Raw genomic sequence first — 20,210 nt, 5'->3', positions numbered from 1 at the left:
TGCGAAAGTACCGGCCGTGGTCGGCGTCTGCGACGGCTTCGTCGGCAACCGCATGCTGGCCCAGCGCGGCAAGCAGTCGGAAAAGCTGCTGTTCGAAGGCGCCCTGCCGCAGCAGGTCGACGCCGTGGTGACGAAATTCGGCATGCCGATGGGGCCGTTCGCGATGAGCGACCTCGCCGGCCTTGACGTCAGTTGGCGCTCGCGCAAGGATCGCGGCATCAAGTCGGAGATTGCGGATGCGCTGTGCGAAGTCGGCCGCTTCGGCCAGAAGACCGGCAAGGGCTACTACAAGTATGAAGCCGGCTCGCGCGCGCCGATGCCAGATCCGGAGGTCGAGAAGTTGATCGACGAGACGATGCTGCGTCTCGGCCGCAAGAAGCGCGTGGTCAGCGACGAGGAGATCCTCGAGCGCATGATGTATCCCATGATCAACGAGGGCGCGAAGATTCTCGCCGAAGGCATCGCGGCGCGGCCCTCCGACATCGATGTGGTCTGGCTCTATGGCTATGGCTGGCCGATCTACCGCGGCGGCCCGATGTACTGGGCCGACAGTGTTGGCCTCAAGCATATCTCCGATCGCCTGGCCTTCTACGCCAAGGAGACCAACGACCCGAACCTCGAGCCGGCACCGCTGCTGAAGAAGCTCGCCGATGAAGGCAAGACGTTCGCGTCACTGGCCCCGGCGTCGAAAAGCGGCGTAATGAGGCATTTGTCCTTCTTAGCGGGACACCTCAAACAGGCGAAGCGGGAATATTGAGGCTTTGGTTACGTCCCCAAGGCAAAAGCCGTGCGCTTAGGTTCGTTCTCGCGCTATTGCCGGTTGCACCTGTTTCGGTCACCAGTCTCTTTCATTACTCAGACGGAGTGCAGAGCACGTGTTCAACAGGCTGGCGGACGATTGAAGACCGTGCCCAGCCTATGAAGACCAGATCACCTCATGCTGCCCCCATTGGGACGTGTGCCCGTCGGAGCAGCTGAGAACGATCGCTAGTCTACCTCGGCTGATTGCGACCTGCGAACGCGCTCGGATGCTGCCGTTCATTCGGGAGCTGCGGCGATGAGCCCAGAGGAGTGCGCGATCAGACGAAGGTCAGCAGCCGTTTCGGTGTCCGGAGGATGATCGTGTCGATCTCAGTCTCGCTATAGCCGCGGCGACGCATCATCGGGATCACATTGGTGAAGATGTGCTGATAGCCGTGCCCGCCGAAACGCGTTAGACGCGTACGGTGGCAGATGTCGTGACTGATCACGATCTGCTCGAGATGCCCGCGCTTGACCAGTGCTCGCATCAGGCGTAGGCGCACAGCATCGTTCGGCATGTCGATGTCCGCGTGACTGTAGTAGGACTGCTCCATGCCAAACAGGTCGAACTCGATGACGCAGCCCGTCTCGGCAAGGCGCAGCAGTCGATACTCGTCAAAGATCGTACGGTCGATGTGGCTTATCACCATGCGATCCATCGGCGCGCCCTGCTTCAAGAAGAATTCCGCCACCTCCTGCGGCTGGTCTTCATGACGGCCAGGATGCACGTTGATCGCAGCGCCGGTCTCCTGCTGCGCAAGGATCGCGCCCTGCATCACGCGCCGCTCAAGGCAGGTCCACGGCGCTTGACAACCGATCTCGCCGATGATTCCGGCGCGCACGTCAGTTCCCCACGCACCTTCCAGGACCTGCGAGACCATTTCAGACGCGAAGTCCTCGGCTGTTCGGTCGTGATTCCGCTGGTCCTGGAACTCGTGGACATAATGACCGCAGCCCATCACAACATGAGCTCCGCTGGCCCGCGAGATATCCGCAAGTCCGACAGGGTCCGGTTTCAAGCCGCCCGAGGTGAGCTCGACAATGGTGCGTCCGCCCGCAGCGACCATCTCACGGATTTCGTTTACCGCGATATCTCGCTGGTTGAGCTTGGTTTTGAGGCCGGATCGCCTTTGCCCGTAGTTGATCTGCCAACAATTGCAAAGCTCGATCTCGAGGTCTTCGATGCCGGCCGCAACATATTTCGGCGGCGTGATATCGCAGATGATGTGCTCGTGCATCAAAGTGGGTCCTAAGGCGGCGGGGTCGACGATCCCCAGCACCGTTTGCGCCCACCCTTTCAGCGCCAGTCTGTCGAGCTTCAACATGGGTAGCCTCACTGCTCCGGCTTAAGTCCGGCGAACTCGATCGCCTTCTTCCATTTGACGTTCTCACCGGCGATCAGCCTCGCCATCTCTTCGGGCGAGCCGCCGACCGGATCGGCGCCGAGCTTGCGCATCTTCCCTGCCATCTCCTTGTCCGCCAGGTAGCTGTTCGCGCTCCTGTTGAGCCTGGTGATGATGTCTGCCCGCGTGTTGGCGGGAGCCGCGATCGAGAACCAGGACGAGGCCTCGTAACCCGGGACCCCGGCTTCCGCGACCGTCGGCAGGTCCGGCAATTCCGGCCAGCGTTTTGCGGTGGTGACGGCGAGTGCGCGGAGCTTGCCACCCTCCACATACGGCAGCGCCGCAGGAAGATTGTCGAGCGACATCTCGACCCGGCCTCCGATCACGTCAGTGAGCGCCGGCGCACTGCCGCGATAGGGCACGTGTAGCAAATCGATGCCGGCCATCGACTTCAATAGCTCGGTCGCCACGTGGCCAGTGCCGCCTGTGCCCGGCGATGCGTAAGACAGTTTGCCCGGGTTGGCCTTGGCGAGCGCGATGAGCTCCTGCAGCGTCTTCGCCTTCACATCGAGATTGACCGAGATCAGGTTGGGCACGCGCGCAATCACCACGACGGGCGCAAGGTCCTTTGCGCCGTCGAACGGCTGATTCCTGTAGATATACTGGTTGATGACGTGCGGACCGGGCGTGCCGATCACGAGAGTGTAGCCATCCGGATCAGCCTTCGCAACGTAATCGGCGCCGAGGTTACCCCCGGCGCCTGCCTTGTTCTCGACGATGAACTGCTGGCCGTATTCCTCAGATAACCTTTGCGCCATCAGCCGGCCGAGAATGTCGGTTGTACCGCCGGCTGCAAACGGTACGACCACCTTGACCACCCGCCTCGGCCATTGCGCTTGGGCGGACGCACGGCCGATGAACCGCAACGACAGCGCGGTGGCGCTAGCAGCGAGCACGGTGCGGCGGCTTGGATTGGACATGGACGTGCCCCTGAATGTGCGCTCCGAGCGCATTGTTCTGTTCGAGAAATTGTTGCGCACCCTCGAGACGCGGATCAGCCGCGAGCGCGGCGTGGGCTGATCGCGTCTGTCGCAAACAACGGTCCCCGCAGCTTGAGAAATTGCTCGAAAGCGGCGCTAAAAGCTTCGCAGGCTGCGTCATCAATCTCGAACGAAAGCGCCGCCATGCCGCGCCGGGCAAAGTAGATTCCCTGCTCGAGAAGATCGAAGAACATTAGTTCCTTGATGCGCTGATCCTGCGCGTTGACGTCGGCAATCGATCTCACCGGTCCCGCGACGCCGTGGATGGTGAACAGCGAACCCACCCCGGTGACACACAGGGGGACATGATGCTCCCGGCACAGCGCCTCCAGCCGTGTACGCAGCGCCTCGCCGCGCGCATTGACGCGATCCAGCGCGTGCTGCGTGACGACTTTCGTCATCATCGCAACGCCGGCGGACATGGTAAGCACGTTGTTGTTGAAGGTGCCGGCATGGGCGAGGGCGCCGGGCTTGCGCGGATCGAAACGCTGCATCAAGTCGGCGCGACCGCCGAAGGCGCCGAATGACAGACCGCCTGCCACATACTTGCCAAGCGTCATCAGGTCTGGACGAATGCTGTAGCGCGTCTGCAGTCCGCCAGGCGCAAGACGCGAGGTCATCACCTCATCGAACACTAGCAGCGCGCCAACCTTCTCGGTCTCCTTGCGTAGCGCCAACAGGAAATCTCGTTCGGCGGGAATGCAGCCGCCAGAGCCCTGCATCGGTTCGACGATGACAGCGGCGATATTGCCGGCATGCCGCGCGATCAGCTTTGCCGCCGCGGCAGCGTCATTGTAGGGCGCAAGCAGCCAATCGAACGGCACGTTAACCTGATTGACCGCTGCCTTAAAAGCGAACACGGAGCCATGATAGGCGCCATCAAAAGCCATCACCTTCTTTTTGCCGGTCACGACGCGCGCGAGCGTCAACGCTAGCAGCGTCGCCTCAGTTCCGGAATTGGTGAAACGCAACAGCTCCATCGCTGGAAAGCGCTTTGCAATGATCGCAGCAAAGTCCGCCTCCACGCGCGTGTGGCCCGAAAGGCTCAGTCCGTTGTCGACCGCCTGCTTGATTGCCTCGCCGATGAACGGATTGGAATGCCCGGCAAGGCCCGCCGTGTACTCGCCCATGAAATCGAAATAGCGATGGCCGTCGGCGTCGAACACTGCGGAGCCCTTCCCGTAATGGATCGTCAACGGGAACGGCTCATGGAACAACACAGTGCGGGTGTTGCCGCCGGGCATGGCTGCGCACGCCGACGCATGCTGCTTCGCACTGCAGGGATTGCGCGCCACATAGGAGCCGATGGCACCGCGAAGCGCCTCATCTAAGGCCGAATTGACGCTGAGAGGCTCGACAACATTCATCACTGTTCCTTTCCGGCCGTCAGGAGCTCTGCAAGTATATCCGGCTATCAAGCCGAATTCTTCTAATGTGGGTTCGTCCAGGGCCGAAAATGTGCGGCTGATTGGTTCAACGCGATGCTTTGATGCGCTCGGGGTAGGACGATATGATTTGATAACTGCGCGATCATCGGGTGCTTTGCCCGTTCCCAGCCTCCTTCTGGAGAGGGAAATTGGTCCCTTGCCTCTCCTCGACAATTTTCCTCTCGAAATCTCGGGAGCCGGTCGGGCCGTCAAAGGCGCGGATCTGCTGAAGCATTGGAATTCTCAAAATGAGCCACATCTCGGGACTACCTGTTGAACGGGACGCGACTCCAGTGCTGGAGCAGTGCCGGGTGTGGCGTTCGGCCCGTCTGCGACTCCAGAGGATGAGCTAGCGGAAGTCGATCCTCCCAATTGAAGCAGCTCCACTTCGTCGACCCCTTTGGGAAAGAACGCGTGGGCATAATGATCCACACTCAAGATCGATCCTGCTGGCTGAAGGTTGCTCGCTCGCTCATTCGTGCAGAGCGGCGTTGCTGTTTCTCATAATGCGGTCCTAGAACATCTTCTAACGGATATGCTTCTTTGCGGTGAGCAGTGCAAAAGACTCTGTCAACGGCCCGACGGCAGAGTGTGAGATGGTGCCAGGGTGTGTTTCCGGCAAACCAGAGTCGTGCGTGCGGGTTCCTGCACCCGCCAAACCCATTTGTCGGCACAATGCGGCGGCTCAACGGGATACTACGTACTGTGTTGCGGAGGCCAGCATAGCCAGGTCGCAACGTCCTCCCAGAGTAGGTAGTCTCCCGACGCTCCTCGATCATGTACTGTGACCTACTACGTGGCCCCACGGGCGATAAGAGAGAGGGTATAACAATGAAAGGCTTAGTCGATCCGTTGCGCGTCTCGCGCTTCATCCAGTCGTACGACGAGGCAGCCATCCAGACGGGCATCAATCTTTCGATAGGATTCGACTTTCATGAATATGTCTCGATAACAGAGGCGACTCCAACTAAAGGAAAGACGTACCCAATCTTCCGGCCGGATCGCTCGCCCATCAAAACTGGCGAAGGATATTGGGTGGTGGGCGTCGATGCGAATAATGAGGTCGCTCTCGTCGATGCGGCTCGGCTATATGACCTCTCGCAAAGCAACCTCGCCGAACATCTCCAATCTCTGAAATTCTTTTATGCAGACCCGGACAAACAGGCACATCCCCAAGATCGCTGCATCTGCAATGCACCTAGCGCACGGAGGATCACCGGAAAGGTAGTCTATCACGGGGACCTTTGGGTGCGAACAGATTTTAGAGGGCAAGGTCTAACGAAGATCATGGCGGGGATAATGCGAGGCGTGTCACTCGCTATGTGGGCCCCTGACTTTACGTGCGCACTTGCTGGGCGCTGGTCGATAGATAAGCGCGTGTACGATGTAGCGCACTCTGAACCTCGTGGATCCGAACTGCAGCTTGTGGCGGAGGATATTGTGGACGACGATTGGCTTCTCTGGACCACCGGCGACGAGTTGAGAAGCTTGATCAATAGTCACGACAGAGGCGCATCAGCAGTATCGTCGCGGAGTCCCGCCGAGCAAATTGTTAGCAAGCGTGGTCCCGCGCTACAGGAGCAGCGGTAAAGCGACTGCGGGCGTGCCGATGGCGGGGCGATCTGCCGCCGCCGGGCACTCCGGGATCAGGGAGACTGCCCATGACACAACAGCATCATATCTCGACCGAAATCCCGCAGCACACTTGGACCGCAGAAGCTGCTGGACGGGTGACCGCGAATGGTCTCCTGAACGACGCGTCCCACCCCGATGCGATGCCGGCGACGCAAAGCTGTGTGACCGCACAGATCGCAGATTATGTAGCGAGGATCAGGTACGGTGACCTGCCCTCAAACGTCATAGCCTGGGCGAAATGGCTTGTTGCGGACAATGTTGCCTGCGCAATCGCCGGTGCCCAGACGGGCATAGCGGCCAGCTTCCTCGAATATCAAGAAAGTCATGGTGGCAGGCCTACGGCAGCGGTGTTCGGCCGATCAACGCGTCTGCCTGCTCCCCAGGCGGCCGCCGTCAACGCCTATGCGGCGACGCTGCTGAGCTTCGACGATTCCCTCGTCAGGCTCGGCCATCCAGGAACATCGGTGATCCCTGGTGCGATCGCGGTGGCCGAAGAGCTTGATCGGCACGGTAGCGAACTGCTGGTGGCGATCATCGCAGGTTACGAGATGTCCTTGCGATTGGGGGCCGCGATCCGCCCGTCGCCGGAGCGCGCCGCCGATGTTCTCGGCCTCGCGACCTGGCAGATCTATGGTGCGGCCAGCGCGGTCTCGCGACTTCATCGCCTATCGCCCGAAGCAACGCGCGACGTCTTCGGCCTCGCGGCGCAGCACGCGCCGGTCCCCTTCCTGCGGAAGTTCCATGGCCGCCCGATGCCGTGGCTGAAGAACAATTACGCTTGGGCAACGATGGGCGCGGTCACCGCCGGCGCGCTCGCCGCGCGCGGCTTTGCCGGAAGCCGCGACATCTTCGATGGCGAAACCGGCTTTTGGCGAATGGCGGGATCGGACCGATTTGATAGCGCGGAAATGGCTCGAGGGCTCGGCTCCGAGTTCCGACTGATGCAGGTCGGCTGCAAGCCCTACGGCTGCTGTCGCTGGGTACATCCGGCGCTGGATGTCCTTCGCGCACTGACCGCCGAACAGCCGATTAAACCGGCCGAAGTTGCTCGCATCGAGGTCGTAACGTTTGGGGAAATCGTTCGCGACTTCGCCGGGGAGTGGCCGGATACAATCATCGAAGCGCAGTTTCATCTTCCCCTGCTGATCGCGCTCGAACTGTTGGGGCGGTCCTCTGCCGAGGGTCTGGTCGAAAGCGCACTTGAAGAGCCGCAAGCGCGGGAGCTGGCAGCGAAGGTTTCTCTGTCGCTCCTGTCGGGTGCGGACGACGCTTTCCTCCGGCGGTCGCTGCTGCCGTTCCGATTGAGGATTATGCTCGCTGACGGATCTGTTCGTGAAGGCTACGCAGAGATTCCGGGGGGAGCGCCGGGGGGGCCACATTTCGGGCTCGATGAGATCGCGCGCAAGTTCCACGTGTTGGTGAGGCCAAGCCTTGGCGCCCCCCAGGCGGAGCGGCTCCTTGACGCTCTGTTGGATATCGAGACGAGAAGCGCGCGCGAGATTGCCGCCCTGGCACAGCCAGACTGCCGCGAGAGCAACCGCTATAAAGAGGGGAAGTCCGATGAACTGTAGTCTGAGGCTTGCTGCGATTCTCGCCGCATCTCTGATGGTGTTTGGCGCCGGCAGCCAGGCGCAGCAACGGCCTCTGGTCGTTGTCACCAGCGGCGGGACCTTCGAGCGAGCTCTGGTGCGACACTTCTATCAGCCTTTCACCAACCAGACGGCAATCCGCATCGCGCCAGTCGGCGCCAGCCTCGGGCCGCAGTGGGCGCGCCTCGCGGCCATGCGGCAGGCCAGAAGCACCGAATGGGATGTGGTGACCGCCTTTCCGGAGGATCTGATCGGTCGATATCAGGAACTGCTCGAGCCGATCGAGTGCGCGCGGATTCCCGCCGCGAAGGAGAACCAACTGCCCAACACCTGCACTCCGCATGGCGTGTTGCGAAGCATCGGAGCGGGGGTGCTGACCTGGAACACGACGCAGTTCAACGAGAAGCAGCCGAAGAACTGGGCCGATTTCTGGGATATGAAGACTTTTCCAGGTCCGCGAAGCCTGCCGAGCACACCCTCAGCCCATCCGTGGTTGCTGATGGTCGCCCTGCTCGCCGACGGTGTCCCACAGGAACGGTTGTTCCCGCTCGACGTCGAGCGGGCGCTCCGCAAACTGGAGGAGATCAAACCACACGTCTCTGTCTGGTGGAGCACGGGCGAGCAGAGCCAGGCTGCGATGCGCGATGGTGACGCAGTGATGGGCCTGCTCTGGGTCAGCCGCGTCGTGCCGTCGATCGCGCAGGGCGTGCCGCTGCGTTTTTCCTATGACGAGTCGATTCAGAACGTCACATACTGGAGCATCGTGCGCGATGCGCCAAACCGCGACGCCGCCTATCGGTTCCTCGAATTCTTTCTGCACAACCCCAAGGAACATGCGGCATTCACTGAGGACGTCGGGGTCGCAACTCCCAGCTCTGCAGTCCGTGAATATCTCAGCGAGGCGGAGTGGGGCTCGATGCCGACCAATCCGACGAATTGGAGCAGGACCATCGAACCGGACGCGAAATGGATCGCCGATAATCGGGAGATGATCTCCCGCCGCGTGATGGACCTGCTCAGCAAATGACTGCGGATGCAAGCCGCGCTGTTGCAATCGTGACCGGAGGCAGCAGGGGGATCGGCGCGGCCGCCTCCCGTCTGCTTGCGCAGCGCGGCTGGGCGGTCGCGGTGAACTACGTCGCTGCCGACGACGCGGCCCATGCCCTCGTCGCAGGAATCGTTGCGTCAGGCGGGCGGGCGACCGCGATCAAGGCCGACGTGACCGATGCGGGCGCCGTCGCGGAACTGTTCGCGCGCTGCGACGCCGAACTGGGGCGACTGCGCGGACTGGTGAACTGCGCTGGACTCGTCGGCATGCGCGGCCGCTACGTCGACGTTCCCGATGCTGTGGTCCGGCGGGTCTTTGACGTCAACCTCTTCGGCGCGATGGCCTGCATCCGCGAAGCGATCCCGCGCATGTCGTTGCAGAACGGCGGGGAGGGGGGCGGCATCGTCAACGTCTCGTCGGGGCTGTCCACAAGCGGCGCTCCCAATGTCGAGATCCACTATGCCGTCTCGAAGGCCGCACTCAATTGCTTGACGCTCGGTCTAGCCCAGGAGCTCGCGGGCGAAGGCATCCGCGTCAACACGGTGAGCCCCGGCGCGACCCGCACCGGGATGCCCGATGTCGCCGTGCTCGAAGCTGCCGCGACCGGGATTCCAATCGGCCGCGTCGCTGAACCCGAGGAGATCGGAGAGGCGATCGCATGGCTTCTATCCGATCAGGCCAGTTACGTCGCCGGCGCCTATCTGCGCGTCGGCGGAGGCAAGCCGGGCTGAGGAAAGGCCGTTCCCGGCCGGCATTCGCCACACAAGGAGGGAGCGCCCGTCGGGCGATCGGAGTAGGAAGAGATGATGAACAGGGCAGACCTGTTTGGAACGGCCTTGGCGTCGCGTCTGTGGCCCGGGCGATAAAGCGTGGACTCTACAATGTGGTGGTGTTCGCATAGGGGAGAGTTTGAACTTACGATGAGCGAGCGGTTTTATCGTCGGCTTCTCTGCGAAGGCGGCGTCACGCAGCGCTCGCCATGGGATAGAAACAGCAATGGGCGCACGATCTTACGAAGCAGAAGACGGGCACCGTCAAACGCGTCGTCGGGCGTTTCGACTATGTGAAACCTTCTAAAATACCGGTGCCAGTTCTGAAGCCCGAGGATTGGCAGCATGGGAGTGCCGAGAGATCTCTCACGTTAGCGCGTAGATCTGACGAAGGCTTTCAACGGTCCGTAGCCGTCGCGGATATCTTGCTCCATCCGCGGCGCGCACCTTCGTGCCGTTCTAAATGCACAGCCCCTCGATGGCGGCCATATGGTTCGAAACGTCGCGCCGCTCTTGCGCATAGCCGGGATAAAGGCCGTTCAGCGAGGGACCCAGCCGAAGCCAGAGCGATTCGATCAGCCCGACGAGACGCGTCCAGCCGAAGCGTTGGCGGATCAGGAAGTGGAACTCGCGATTGACCCGCAGGACTTCGCAATAAACGCCGTGGTTGAGGCCGGCATTGATAGCCTTCTGCATCTGCTCAAGGCCGGCGATGTCAGAACGGGTGATGTTTCAGGAGCGAGCGCTCGGCGGCCAATTCTTCGAGCCCGAGCCAGGTCGCGGTGATCTCGTCGAGAGCCTCCACCATAAGAGATGGTAGTGTGACCGTCTTTGAGTCCCTCGTTGACGCGTGAGCCTTCGATCAGAAGTCGGTTGATCGCATCCGCGTGCCAGCGGTGTGCTCACACCAAGCGCAGCCGTCACGGACCTGACCGTCAGCTTCTCGTTGGGCGGAAAGGAGCGCGCCACGATAATCTGCTTGAGCCGCTCGTAAGTCAGTTCGCCCAGATTGGATTGACGCACGATCGGCGTCACGGCCTCTGCTAGCAAGTGCCCCGGCATGGTTTCCTTGTGTTGCGTGATGCGTCAAATAGCGGGAAAAGCGCGACCGCGCCAGTTCTCCGTCACAAGCTACTTGGTGCCCTGCGAACGATTTTGGGCTTGCCGAGACGCGCCGGGATCCTGCAGCGCCGCGACCCACAAGCCCGCCTCCGTCTTGATCCACAGTCGAGCGCTCTTCGAAACCGCTGCAACCCGTGAGCTGTCAATAGAGCACGCTTCTCGGTACCTTATCACGAGCTGAACGCCGTGCGGCCGACGTAGGCGAACCGGAATGACAGTGGACGATATTGCTCGCGAGCTATACGCGATGGTTGGGGTGGATCGCTTACTATGGCAAATACACTACTCAGAGCGCTCTATTCGCTGGCACGCCGCATGAACCGTACGTCAGGAATTTGGCTGGAGCGAAAATACAAGCACGTCTATCACTGGCTTGCAGGGTGAACCAGAGAACGTGGCCGCAGGCCCGATCGTGGCCGGCAGCAATAACCTAGAAAGTCTCACACGACCGTGTCGCTTTACCTCAGCCGCGATCATCCTTGCACTAGACGATCAACGCGCGTGGAATTGCTTCTACCGGTCATGCGGGGCCTCCTCTGGCGATGTGCAATTCGCAGTCGCATGCCTGTTCGGGCTTGTTGCACTCTACGCCGAGGTAGCACTGCGTGCGCGCAGCCACTCGACGCCGCCCATCAAAACGAGCGACAGGACGACTGTGACGGTCGATGCGGCTGCAATGACCGGCGTCAGGTTATAGTCAATGTCCTCGAACAGCTTGCGCGTGAGCGTCTTGCCTTCGACGCCGGAGATGAAGAAGGCGACGGTCGCTTCGTCGAAGGAGGCGAGGAAGGCGAAGACCGCGCCGGCAGCAACGCCCGGAGCGATATTGGGCAGCACGACATGGACGTAGCCCTGGGCTCGCGACGCGCCGCAGTTGAGCGCCGCGAGTTCGAGGATAGGATCAATGCGCTGGAGTGCCGCCGTCACGGTCAGCAGGATATAGGGCACCGACAGCATCGTATGGGCAATTGCAAACCCGACAAAATTGCCGGTGAGGCCGAGCGGCGCGAAGACAAGATACAGTGCGACCGCGAGCACGATATGCGGGACGATCAGGGGGGCGAGCGTCAGCGCCTGGATCGCCTGGGCGCCCGGCAGCTTGCCGCGCACGATGGCGATGGACGCCAGCATCCCGATGATGGTTGCCGCTGCCGTCGTAGCCAGTGCGATGCGCAGGCTGAACCATGTTGCGCTCATCCAGTCCATGTCGCCGAAATAGACCCGGTACCATTTCAGCGTCAGGCCTTTTGGCGGGAATTGGATATAGGAAGCTTCGCCGAGTGACATCGGCACGACGAGCAGAGTCGGCAGCAACAGGAAGGCCAAGACGAGAGCAACGAAAAGATTGAGAAGGCAGCGCCCGAACGACAGGGACCGAATCCTTTCCATCCTCCTGCGGCCGAAGCCACTGTACGTCGGGAAGGTAGAGGCTGTGACCGGCATATCAGGCGCCCTTTCCGAAACGCAGGAATCGCTTGAACGCCCCGACGAGAGCGAGCGTAACCGCCAACAGCAGGCCGGAGAGCGCTCCGGCGAAGGGCCAGTTCAGCATATCAGTCGTCTGCTGGCCAATCAGTGTGGCCATGGTCAGGTTTTGCGGACCGCCGACCAAGGCCGGAGTGATGTAGAGGCCAAGCGAGAGAATGAACACCATGATCGCGCCCGCATAGATTCCGGGCAAGCTGAGCGGGAGTGTGACGGAAACGAAGCTCCTCCAAGAACAGGCACCGAGATTGCGCGCAACGCGATCGAGCTCCGGCGGGATTGACTTTATTGACGTGAAGATCGGCAGGATCATGTAGGGCAGGAGCACATGCGTCATCGCTAGGATGACAGCGCCCTCAGTGTAGATCAGCCGGAGGGGTTGGTCGATCAGCCCCCAGCTCTTGAGCGCACTGTTGACGATGCCGTTGCGCTGAAGCAGCACGATCCAAGCATAGGATCGCACCAGCACGCTCGTCCAGAGCGGGATCAGCACGCAGGCCCCGATCAGCATGGCGGCCAGTCCTTGGAGCCGGGCCATCACGATCGCGACCGGATAGCCGAGTATGAAGGAGGAGATCGTGACGACGGCCGCGGTCTGGATCGTGCGCAGAAGGATGCGTAAAAAGACCGGTTCCTGCGCGATCCTTACATAGTGCTCGGCCGTCGCCTTCGGCGCGAAGACGCTGCCCAGCAGCAGCTTGCCGATCGGCAGGAGGAAAGCGAAGCCGAGCAGCAAGACAAGTGGCAAGGCCAGACCGAGCGACAGGCCACGCGAAAGCTGCCCGGCATTCGATATGTCGGATGAGGTATTCGGGGAGGGTTCCATGCTCAGACCTCGTGCGGAAACAGGCGGACGGCTGTCGCATCGATGGTGAGATGAGTCCGGCCGCGCCTCGGCTCGTTGGAGGCGCGAGAGGAGGACGGTACCTGAATTTGAAGCTGCGTTCCGTCATCGGTTCGCACAATCAGCTTGCGGTGCGAGCCCAGGAAGACAGACGTCTCGATTTCGCCGGAAATTGAGCCCGCAGAGGTCTCCGTAACGGCGATGCTTTCGGGACGCGCGGCGATCCGAATTGGCTGCCCTGTAACAAGCGCTGTTCCGGGCGCGAGCTGCGAGCGCGGGATTCCGACGATGCCGCCGGCGACAAGGATATTCACCCGGGCTTCGTCGATTGCCTGCACGTAGCCGTTGAGGAAGTTCATCTTGCCTATGAAGTCGGCGACGAAGCTGCTATTGGGGGCATGGTAGAGCGCTGTTGGGCTACCGACCTGCTGGATTTTGCCTTTGTCCATCACGGCGATGCGATCGGACATCGTCAGCGCCTCTTCCTGGTCATGCGTCACGTAAATGATCGTGACCCCGAGCCTCTCATGCAGCTTCTTGATCTCGATCTGCAGTTCCTCGCGCAGCTTCTTGTCGAGTGCGCCGAGCGGTTCGTCCATCAGCAGCACCCGCGGCTCAAAGACCAGCGCACGCGCCACCGCGACGCGCTGCTGCTGACCGCCGGAAAGCTGGCCCGGCATCCGGGCACCATAGTGTTGCAAGTGTACGAGCGCGAGCGCGCGCTCGACGCGGGGGCCGATCTCGGTTTTGAGCACGCCGCGCATTCTGAGTGGAAAGGCAACGTTCTGCGCGACGGTCATGTGCGGAAACAGGGCGTAGCGCTGGAACACCATACCGATCCCGCGCTTATTCGGCGCGACGTACGTGAGGTCCCGCTCGCCTACGGCGATCGAACCAGACGTCGGCGTTTCGAATCCGGCCACTATCATCAACAATGTGCTCTTGCCCGAACCTGATGGACCGAGAAGCGAGAGGAATTCGCCAGCGCCAACCTCCAGGTCGATCCCGTCGACGGCGACGACCGAGCCGAATCGCTTGGTGATGCCGCGAAACGCGATCGTCCCGCGGTTGAGGGCCGCTTGGCCGGAGACACGGGAGTACATGCTGTTCAACATCTGGCTAACGGTCTTGAGTGATGCCCGAGAGGACGTGCAAGCGTGACCGGCAGAGTCCAGTAGGCGAGGCCCGCGATCCTTGATGTTTGGTGTATCATTCATAATGAGATTTCACCTCGCCAGCAACCGCGTCGCCATCGGCACGGAGGTCAACCGCGCTCGCTGGGACCATGTATTCGGCGAACGGCTGTGGCGCAGCGTTGCTCTCCCATCGAGGTTTTTCAATCTGCTAGAAATGATAGTTTACGGTCTTGTCGGGTCCTGCCAACTAAGTTGATCATACGGTTTGCAAGCTTCCCGAAGAGGAGGAAGTTTGTGATGCATCTTACGACATTTGCCGGCTTGCTGATTACGGGGATTGCCCGAGCAGGCTGTTTGGTAGGAGATGAGGTCCAGAATGTCCATTATAGGTAAGAGACTCGTATTTGTTGGCACCAGGGGACTCGCAACCCGTTGCATTTTGTTTATCATCGAAACCTGCGGGAAAGATCTAGTCTCAGCAATTCTCGGCGCAAACCGAAACGAGAAAACGTGGTGGAGCGACGAAACCACCGAAGAGCTTTGGGAAGTCGCAGACCGATATGGAATACCATATTTCGAGTCAATCGACGACATTCCCTGCCATGGAAGCTTTCTTGTCAGCGTGATTTGGCCCAAGATATTCTCCGCCCATACTCTTTCGCGCTTTGATCAAGGAGGAATCAATCTCCATCCGGCTCCACTGCCCCAATACCGCGGCAGTTTTACGCGGACGCATGCCATACTCAATGACGACAAGAGCTTCGGAGTGACCGTTCATTACCTTTCCGAGCTGGCTGATAGGGGGGATATTATCGGCGAGTTGCAGTTCCCCGTGTTGCCCTCAGAGGCTGCTCTCTCCCTAGAGACCAGAGCGCAACACTATGCCTACGCGCTTTTCTGTGAGGTGTGGCTGCGCCTATTAGATGGATCCCTTACCCGGCAATCTCAGGCCGCGCTGATAGGCGAGGGTAAGCGCGAGCCTCGCTTCTATTCCAAGCGCATGATGACCGAGCTCTTGGAATCGGCCGACATTCCACGCAGCGCCGAACAACTCAACCGGCTTTATCGCGCCCTGTTCCTTCCTCCGCGCATCACGCCACCGAAATGGCTCGTTGAAAGGGTTCAGGCAAACGGAGGGCCCGACACTCGTTCCGGTAGTGCTTCCCGAGGCTGAGGTTCGAACGTGACGAGAAGTTCGCATGTGATTCCGGGATCGCTCTCTCCCACAACTCTTCGCCAGCATAGGATGATTTCACCCTGATTGTGCAAAGCTTGCGCTTTGCGACAAGCGACGGTGAGTTGGTTGGGAAGCTTTGTCTACACCGCGCCCGCCTTCTGCGCGTAGTCCCACGACGCCTTCGACAGCGGTACGGTGCGCTTGGCGGATTCCAGCGCCTTGGCATTCGCCGCGGTGCCGTCGCGGACGCGGCCCGCAATGCCTTGCGTGATGCCGGCGAGGCGGAACAGATTGTAGGCAAAGTACCAGTTAAGATCCGGCACCGTCATCCTGGTGACGTTGCAATAGATCTGCGCGGCCTCCTCCACGCTCGGGATGTTGAGCGCCTTGACGTCGGCGCCGTCGAGGCCCGGCATGACCCACTGCATCAGCAGATAGGTGAAGTCGGCCATGGGATCGCCGAGTGTCGACAGCTCCCAATCGAGCACGGCCTGCACGCGCGGTTCCGTCGGGTGAAAAATCATATTGTCGAGACGATAGTCGCCGTGGACGATCGAGACGCGGGCCTGCTCCGGCACGGTCTTGGGCAGCCATTCGGCGACCTTCTCGAACTCCGGAATGTGCTGGGTTTCGGACGCCCGATACTGCTTGGTCCAGCGGTCGATCTGGCGCGCGAAATAATTGCCGGGCTTGCCGAACTCGCCGAGGCCGATCGCTGTGGGATCGTACATGTGCAATTTGGCCAGCGTCTCGATCTTGCTGGTGAAGATCTTGCGGCGGGCATCGTTATCCTGGCTCGGCAGCGACGGATCCCAGAACACGCGGCCCTCTTCCATCGACATGATGTAGAAGGCAGCGCCGATGATGCTGTCATCCTGGCACAGCGCGTAGGCGTGGGCGACCGGAAAGCCCTGCTTGCCGAGCGCCGCGATGACGCGATATTCGCGATCGACCGCATGCGCAGAGGGCAGCAATTTGCCGAACGGCTTGCGGCGCATCACGTAGGAGCGCTTCGGCGTGTTGAGCCGGTAGGTCGGATTGGACTGACCGCCCTTGAATTGAAGGACGACCAGCGGGCCCTCATAGCCTTCGACGCTGTCGCGCATCCAGGCCTCGAGCCGCAGCTCGTCGATGCGATGCCGCTCCTCGACCGGCTTGGTGCCCGAGAACTCCTCGTCTTTCTTGACGCCGCCAGCCATGACGCTCCCCGTTTTTCTTATTTCCCGTCGCTTCGGGGCGCCTCGAAAAGGCGAACCGCTATCCGCAACTGCGCATTGTGGAATTTCGAGATTCCGGGTGTGGTTCTTCGGACCTTGCCGGAATGACGGCAACGAGAGCGAGGGTGCGCTCTCCACCGTCCTTAGTGCTTGGAGGAGTTTGCATACTTCCGGACTTCAAGTCTGGCAATGGCGCGGTTGTGCACCTCGTCCGGACCGTCGGCGAGCCGCAGCGTGCGGATGTGGGCGTAGTCCTTGGCAAGGCCCGCTTCATCCGAGACGCCCGCGCCGCCGAAGGCCTGGATCGCCTCGTCGATGATTTTCAGGGCCATGTTGGGCGCTGCGACCTTGATCATGGCGATCTCGGCCTGCGCGATCTTGTTGCCGACCTTGTCCATCATGTCGGCGGCCTTGAGGCAGAGCAGACGCGTCATCTCGATGTTGGTGCGAGCTTCGCCGATGCGCTGCTCCCACACCGAATGCTCGACGATCCTCTTGCCGAAAGCGGTGCGCGAGGCAAGCCGCTTCACCATCTTCTCCAGCGCCTCCTCGGCCTTGCCGATCGTGCGCATGCAGTGATGGATGCGGCCCGGGCCGAGACGGCCCTGCGCGATCTCGAAGCCGCGGCCTTCTCCGAGCAGGATGTTCTCATTCGGCACGCGCACGTTCTCGAGCAACACCTGGGCGTGGCCGTGCGGCGCGCCGTCGAAGCCGAATACGGGGAGCATCTTCTCGACCTTGATGCCCGGCGTGTCGAGCGGAACCAGGATCTGCGACTGCTGCTGATGTTTTGCGGCGTTGAAATCGGTCTTGCCCATCAGGATCGCGACCTTGCAGCGGGGATCGCCGACGCCGGACGACCACCATTTGCGGCCGTTGATGACGTAGTGATCGCCATCCTTCTCGATGCGGGTCTCGATGTTGGTGGCGTCCGACGAGGCCACCGCCGGCTCCGTCATCAGGAAGGCGGAGCGGATCTCACCGTCCATCAGCCGCCGCAGCCATTTGCGCTTCTGCTCCCTGGAGCCGTAGCGCATGAACACTTCCATGTTGCCGGTGTCGGGCGCGGAGCAGTTGAACACTTCCGAGGCCCAGGAGATGTGGCCCATCTCCTCCGACAGCAGCGCGTATTCGAGGTTGGTCAATCCTGCACCGCGGAATTCGTCATCCTCATGTTCGTTCGGCGGCATGAACATGTTCCAGAGGCCCTCGGCCTTCGCCTTTTTCTTGAGGTCCTCCAGGACCGGGATCACCTTCCAGCGCTCGCCGTTGCGATCCTGCTCGTCATAAACAGGCACCGCCGGACGCACGTGCTTGGTCATGAAGGACTGCACGCGCTCGAGCCATTCCGTTTGTTTGGGCGAGATGGTGAAATCCATAAAGAGACTCCTCAATTTTGAGAATTTGAGCCGCATTGCTGTTGTCCATTCTGTCCTAGCCGAGAAATCTGAACTCGCCGAACATGAGCGAGTCGCGGAGAACCGAACAGACACCCACAAGAATGCCCATGACGCTGAAGGGTCGAGGTGCCAAGTTGTTTTTGTGGTTCGAGGGGTGGAGTAAGGCCGCTACAGCCCGTCACTTCAACATCATGGCGAAGACATTTGCCACACCGGCCTCTGGCCAGTGCGCGATCGTTCCTTATCACCTCCTACATTGCGCGGCGCTTCGATCTAGCCAACCCATCTGACTTGGTAGCTGCACAAGTGGCGTCGGTAGTGGTTTGGTGGCCGGAGCAGACGACCGAGCTGCCCGGAATGCCTCGCGCGGCATCTCAAGTTCCGCCGATTTCGTTAGACCGCCCATTGCGCCGCGCTTATCGAAGGCGACGGGTTCGCAGATGGAATGGAGAATGTAATGCAGCAACAAGATGTGCTCTCTAGAGGTGGTCGGCCGACCGGACATTTTCGTAACACCGCCTACGTGATCGAGGAGAGCAGGAGGTATTTCGATGCGGCCCATGCGGCCGGCCTCATGGGTATCCATGGACGCTCAACGATCGGACGGGCTTTTGCTTTGGGTTCCGGCTCGCTTGAAAGTCGACCGCAGGTGATTGATTTCGTGCGATGCTCTTACTTGGGCCTCGACAACCATCCCGTGATCGTCGCTGGCGCGATAGAGGCGATAGAGGCGCATCGATCATTGCACTGGTCCTGCGCGCGAACGCGACTCAATTTCGACCTCCTCGCAGAGCTTGAAGCAACGCTGTCAGATATGTTCTGCGCGCGCGTGCTTACCTATTCCACAGTCATGCTCGCCAATTTAGGCGCAATGCCCCTCCTTGCATCTGGCCAACTAACGGGCGGAAGGAAACCAGTCGTTGTGTTCGATCGCATTGCGCACGTCTCGCTCGCCTATCACAAGCCCGTGGTCGCTGATGAAACACGGGTGGAAACGATTGCGCACAACGACATTGACGCTCTCGAACGCCTGTGCCGCCAGGAGCCGGTGGTCGCCTATGTATGCGATGGAGTGTACTCCATGGGAGGCCATTCGCCGATCAACGAACTGCATCAACTTCAGGAGCGCTATGGCCTCTTTCTTTACATCGACGATGCACATGGCACATCGCTATTTGGACGGCACGGTGAAGGATTTGCTCGCTCCCAGTTTCCGCACCGGCTCGGTGACCGGACGATCATAGCAGCCTCACTGGGCAAGGGGTTCGGCGCATCAGGCGGCATGTTGATGCTCGGGACGCCCGACCAGGAGGCTCTGTTTCGACGGTATTCCGTCCCCTACGCATTCTCGGTACCTCCCAATCTAGCGGCAGTTGGAGCGGCACTTGGCTCGTGCAAGATTCACCGTTCGGAAGAACTCGGTCAGCGGCAGAGGCGGTTGACGCAACGCATCGAGCTCTTTGACCGTCGCGTCTTAACTGCAGAGCAAGGCAATTCACTTCCGATCAGAATGATCGCAACAGGATCAGAAGCCAAGGCGATTGCAATCGCAAGAGAGCTTCTCGATGCTGGGTTCTATACGTCGGTGACGTTCTTCCCCACCGTTGCGCAGGGAAGGGCGGGGATCCGAGTGTGTATTACGGCCGATCATGAGACCCGCGATATAGAGCGGTTGTGCGACTGCATCTTGGGAATGAGTGACACGACCGCCGCCCCCCCAGAAGGACCGGCCCGTTCCGTCAGATAACGATGACGCTCGCGCGGAATAGCTCGTGAAGGCTCTATGCAACAACATGAAGGTTCGCCAGGTCCCAGGTCGGTCTTCGACTTCGAGGCATGTTTTTACTTTTCAGGCCAACGTCCTTCGCGCATCGTTGCCGAGAATAAATACTCGCAAGGGGTTGTCCCCGCCCGCTCGGACGTGTCCGACGCCTTTGCCGCCCTTTGGAGCCGAAGCGCCGGTGCCAAGGCTGGGATCGGGCATATTGCACCGGTGCTTAGTGGGGCGCACTCAATCAAATCAATTTTCACTTCGGACTTGAACCTCAACAATCCCACCAATTGTATGTCCGACCAGCGGATTCGAGCCCACTGCGCGTTAATCTGATGGATCAGTGCGCATCGTCCTCGTTAGGCAGCCGAGTCGTCGGCTAGCCAGCTGCCTTCGTCGATGCCT

General features: G+C 60.7%; 16 protein-coding genes. 7 read left to right on the top strand and 9 right to left on the bottom strand.

From position 1 onward, the window contains the following. Positions 1 to 757: 3-hydroxyacyl-CoA dehydrogenase family protein (locus JJE66_RS36685; RefSeq protein WP_246756862.1), on the top strand; the 757-nt coding region annotated here is incomplete at its 5' end. A 322-nt stretch (positions 758 to 1,079) separates the two neighbouring features. On the opposite strand, the gene JJE66_RS36680 is transcribed toward JJE66_RS36685, so the two are convergent. The 3 genes from JJE66_RS36680 to JJE66_RS36670 form a co-directional block, all read right to left on the bottom strand. Further along, positions 1,080 to 2,126, bottom strand: coding sequence for a phosphotriesterase (locus tag JJE66_RS36680; RefSeq protein WP_200520648.1), 1,047 nt, complete (start codon positions 2,124 to 2,126; stop codon positions 1,080 to 1,082). An 8-nt stretch (positions 2,127 to 2,134) separates the two neighbouring features. Further along, on the bottom strand, positions 2,135 to 3,124 hold the full coding sequence (locus JJE66_RS36675) for a tripartite tricarboxylate transporter substrate binding protein (RefSeq protein WP_246756861.1): 990 nt from the start codon (positions 3,122 to 3,124) through the stop codon (positions 2,135 to 2,137). Between the two features lie 74 nt (positions 3,125 to 3,198). Next, complete coding sequence (locus tag JJE66_RS36670) at positions 3,199 to 4,785, bottom strand: aspartate aminotransferase family protein (RefSeq protein ID WP_200520646.1); 1,587 nt, start codon at positions 4,783 to 4,785, stop codon at positions 3,199 to 3,201. 657 nt (positions 4,786 to 5,442) lie between these two features. Here JJE66_RS36670 and JJE66_RS36665 point away from each other — a divergent pair. From JJE66_RS36665 to JJE66_RS36650, 4 genes are all read left to right on the top strand, one after another. Next, positions 5,443 to 6,201, top strand: coding sequence for a hypothetical protein (locus JJE66_RS36665; RefSeq protein WP_200520645.1), 759 nt, complete (start codon positions 5,443 to 5,445; stop codon positions 6,199 to 6,201). A gap of 71 nt (positions 6,202 to 6,272) precedes the next feature. Then, positions 6,273 to 7,817 (top strand): MmgE/PrpD family protein, encoded by a 1,545-nt coding sequence (locus JJE66_RS36660; RefSeq protein WP_200520644.1) that lies wholly within the window; start codon positions 6,273 to 6,275, stop codon positions 7,815 to 7,817. Between the two features lie 34 nt (positions 7,818 to 7,851). After that, on the top strand, positions 7,852 to 8,862 hold the full coding sequence (locus JJE66_RS36655; RefSeq protein WP_200520643.1) for an ABC transporter substrate-binding protein: 1,011 nt from the start codon (positions 7,852 to 7,854) through the stop codon (positions 8,860 to 8,862). Beyond that, positions 8,859 to 9,614 carry an SDR family NAD(P)-dependent oxidoreductase gene (locus JJE66_RS36650; RefSeq protein ID WP_200520642.1) on the top strand — a complete coding sequence of 252 codons (756 nt, stop codon included), beginning with the start codon at positions 8,859 to 8,861 and terminating at the stop codon, positions 9,612 to 9,614. Before JJE66_RS36655 ends, JJE66_RS36650 begins: the two co-directional genes overlap by 4 nt. A 498-nt stretch (positions 9,615 to 10,112) precedes the next feature. On the opposite strand, the gene JJE66_RS38360 is transcribed toward JJE66_RS36650, so the two are convergent. The 4 genes from JJE66_RS38360 to JJE66_RS36630 form a co-directional block, all read right to left on the bottom strand. Next, positions 10,113 to 10,349, bottom strand: a complete 237-nt coding sequence (locus JJE66_RS38360) for a hypothetical protein (RefSeq protein ID WP_246756859.1) — start codon at positions 10,347 to 10,349, stop codon at positions 10,113 to 10,115. Between the two features lie 1,011 nt (positions 10,350 to 11,360). Next, positions 11,361 to 12,164 carry an ABC transporter permease gene (locus tag JJE66_RS36640; RefSeq protein ID WP_246756857.1) on the bottom strand — a complete coding sequence of 268 codons (804 nt, stop codon included), beginning with the start codon at positions 12,162 to 12,164 and terminating at the stop codon, positions 11,361 to 11,363. 55 nt (positions 12,165 to 12,219) lie between these two features. Further along, the gene (locus JJE66_RS36635; RefSeq protein WP_200520640.1) at positions 12,220 to 13,086 is read right to left on the bottom strand and encodes an ABC transporter permease; all 867 of its coding nucleotides are present in this window, start codon (positions 13,084 to 13,086) and stop codon (positions 12,220 to 12,222) included. Between the two features lie 2 nt (positions 13,087 to 13,088). Beyond that, positions 13,089 to 14,219: an ABC transporter ATP-binding protein gene (locus JJE66_RS36630; protein ID WP_200520639.1), complete on the bottom strand. Its 1,131-nt coding sequence runs from the start codon at positions 14,217 to 14,219 to the stop codon at positions 13,089 to 13,091. A 397-nt stretch (positions 14,220 to 14,616) separates the two neighbouring features. On the opposite strand from JJE66_RS36630, the gene JJE66_RS36625 reads away from it, so the two are divergent. Further along, positions 14,617 to 15,414, top strand: a complete 798-nt coding sequence (locus tag JJE66_RS36625; protein WP_200520638.1) for a formyltransferase family protein — start codon at positions 14,617 to 14,619, stop codon at positions 15,412 to 15,414. A 143-nt stretch (positions 15,415 to 15,557) separates the two neighbouring features. Here JJE66_RS36625 and JJE66_RS36620 read toward each other — a convergent pair whose 3' ends face one another. After that, on the bottom strand, positions 15,558 to 16,616 hold the full coding sequence (locus JJE66_RS36620) for a phosphotransferase family protein (RefSeq protein ID WP_200520637.1): 1,059 nt from the start codon (positions 16,614 to 16,616) through the stop codon (positions 15,558 to 15,560). 161 nt (positions 16,617 to 16,777) lie between these two features. Then, positions 16,778 to 18,013, bottom strand: coding sequence for an acyl-CoA dehydrogenase family protein (locus JJE66_RS36615; RefSeq protein ID WP_200520636.1), 1,236 nt, complete (start codon positions 18,011 to 18,013; stop codon positions 16,778 to 16,780). A 478-nt stretch (positions 18,014 to 18,491) separates the two neighbouring features. Here JJE66_RS36615 and JJE66_RS36610 point away from each other — a divergent pair, with 478 nt between their 5' ends. Continuing rightward, positions 18,492 to 19,781 (top strand): aminotransferase class I/II-fold pyridoxal phosphate-dependent enzyme, encoded by a 1,290-nt coding sequence (locus JJE66_RS36610; RefSeq protein ID WP_246756856.1) that lies wholly within the window; start codon positions 18,492 to 18,494, stop codon positions 19,779 to 19,781. Positions 19,782 to 20,210: the final 429 nt, after the last annotated feature.

This window comes from Bradyrhizobium diazoefficiens, assembly GCF_016612535.1.
In the GTDB taxonomy this organism is placed as follows: Bacteria; Pseudomonadota; Alphaproteobacteria; order Rhizobiales; family Xanthobacteraceae; genus Bradyrhizobium; species Bradyrhizobium diazoefficiens_C.
Note: the sequence above shows the minus strand (reverse complement) of the source record. Positions and strands in the feature narration are given on the sequence as shown.

What these genes read in the sequence shown, in the direction of transcription:
- JJE66_RS36680 (WP_200520648.1), bottom strand. Translation starts at nt 2,126, where the DNA reads ATGTTGAAGCTCGACAGACTGGCGCTGAAAGGGTGGGCGCAAACGGTG.
- JJE66_RS36675 (WP_246756861.1), bottom strand. Translation starts at nt 3,124, where the DNA reads ATGTCCAATCCAAGCCGCCGCACCGTGCTCGCTGCTAGCGCCACCGCG.
- JJE66_RS36665 (WP_200520645.1), top strand. Translation starts at nt 5,443, where the DNA reads ATGAAAGGCTTAGTCGATCCGTTGCGCGTCTCGCGCTTCATCCAGTCG.
- JJE66_RS36660 (WP_200520644.1), top strand. Translation starts at nt 6,273, where the DNA reads ATGACACAACAGCATCATATCTCGACCGAAATCCCGCAGCACACTTGG.
- JJE66_RS36655 (WP_200520643.1), top strand. Translation starts at nt 7,852, where the DNA reads ATGGTGTTTGGCGCCGGCAGCCAGGCGCAGCAACGGCCTCTGGTCGTT.
- JJE66_RS36650 (WP_200520642.1), top strand. Translation starts at nt 8,859, where the DNA reads ATGACTGCGGATGCAAGCCGCGCTGTTGCAATCGTGACCGGAGGCAGC.
- JJE66_RS38360 (WP_246756859.1), bottom strand. Translation starts at nt 10,349, where the DNA reads ATGCAGAAGGCTATCAATGCCGGCCTCAACCACGGCGTTTATTGCGAA.
- JJE66_RS36640 (WP_246756857.1), bottom strand. Translation starts at nt 12,164, where the DNA reads ATGGAAAGGATTCGGTCCCTGTCGTTCGGGCGCTGCCTTCTCAATCTT.
- JJE66_RS36635 (WP_200520640.1), bottom strand. Translation starts at nt 13,086, where the DNA reads ATGGAACCCTCCCCGAATACCTCATCCGACATATCGAATGCCGGGCAG.
- JJE66_RS36630 (WP_200520639.1), bottom strand. Translation starts at nt 14,219, where the DNA reads ATGTTGAACAGCATGTACTCCCGTGTCTCCGGCCAAGCGGCCCTCAAC.
- JJE66_RS36625 (WP_200520638.1), top strand. Translation starts at nt 14,617, where the DNA reads ATGTCCATTATAGGTAAGAGACTCGTATTTGTTGGCACCAGGGGACTC.
- JJE66_RS36620 (WP_200520637.1), bottom strand. Translation starts at nt 16,616, where the DNA reads ATGGCTGGCGGCGTCAAGAAAGACGAGGAGTTCTCGGGCACCAAGCCG.
- JJE66_RS36615 (WP_200520636.1), bottom strand. Translation starts at nt 18,013, where the DNA reads ATGGATTTCACCATCTCGCCCAAACAAACGGAATGGCTCGAGCGCGTG.
- JJE66_RS36610 (WP_246756856.1), top strand. Translation starts at nt 18,492, where the DNA reads ATGCAGCAACAAGATGTGCTCTCTAGAGGTGGTCGGCCGACCGGACAT.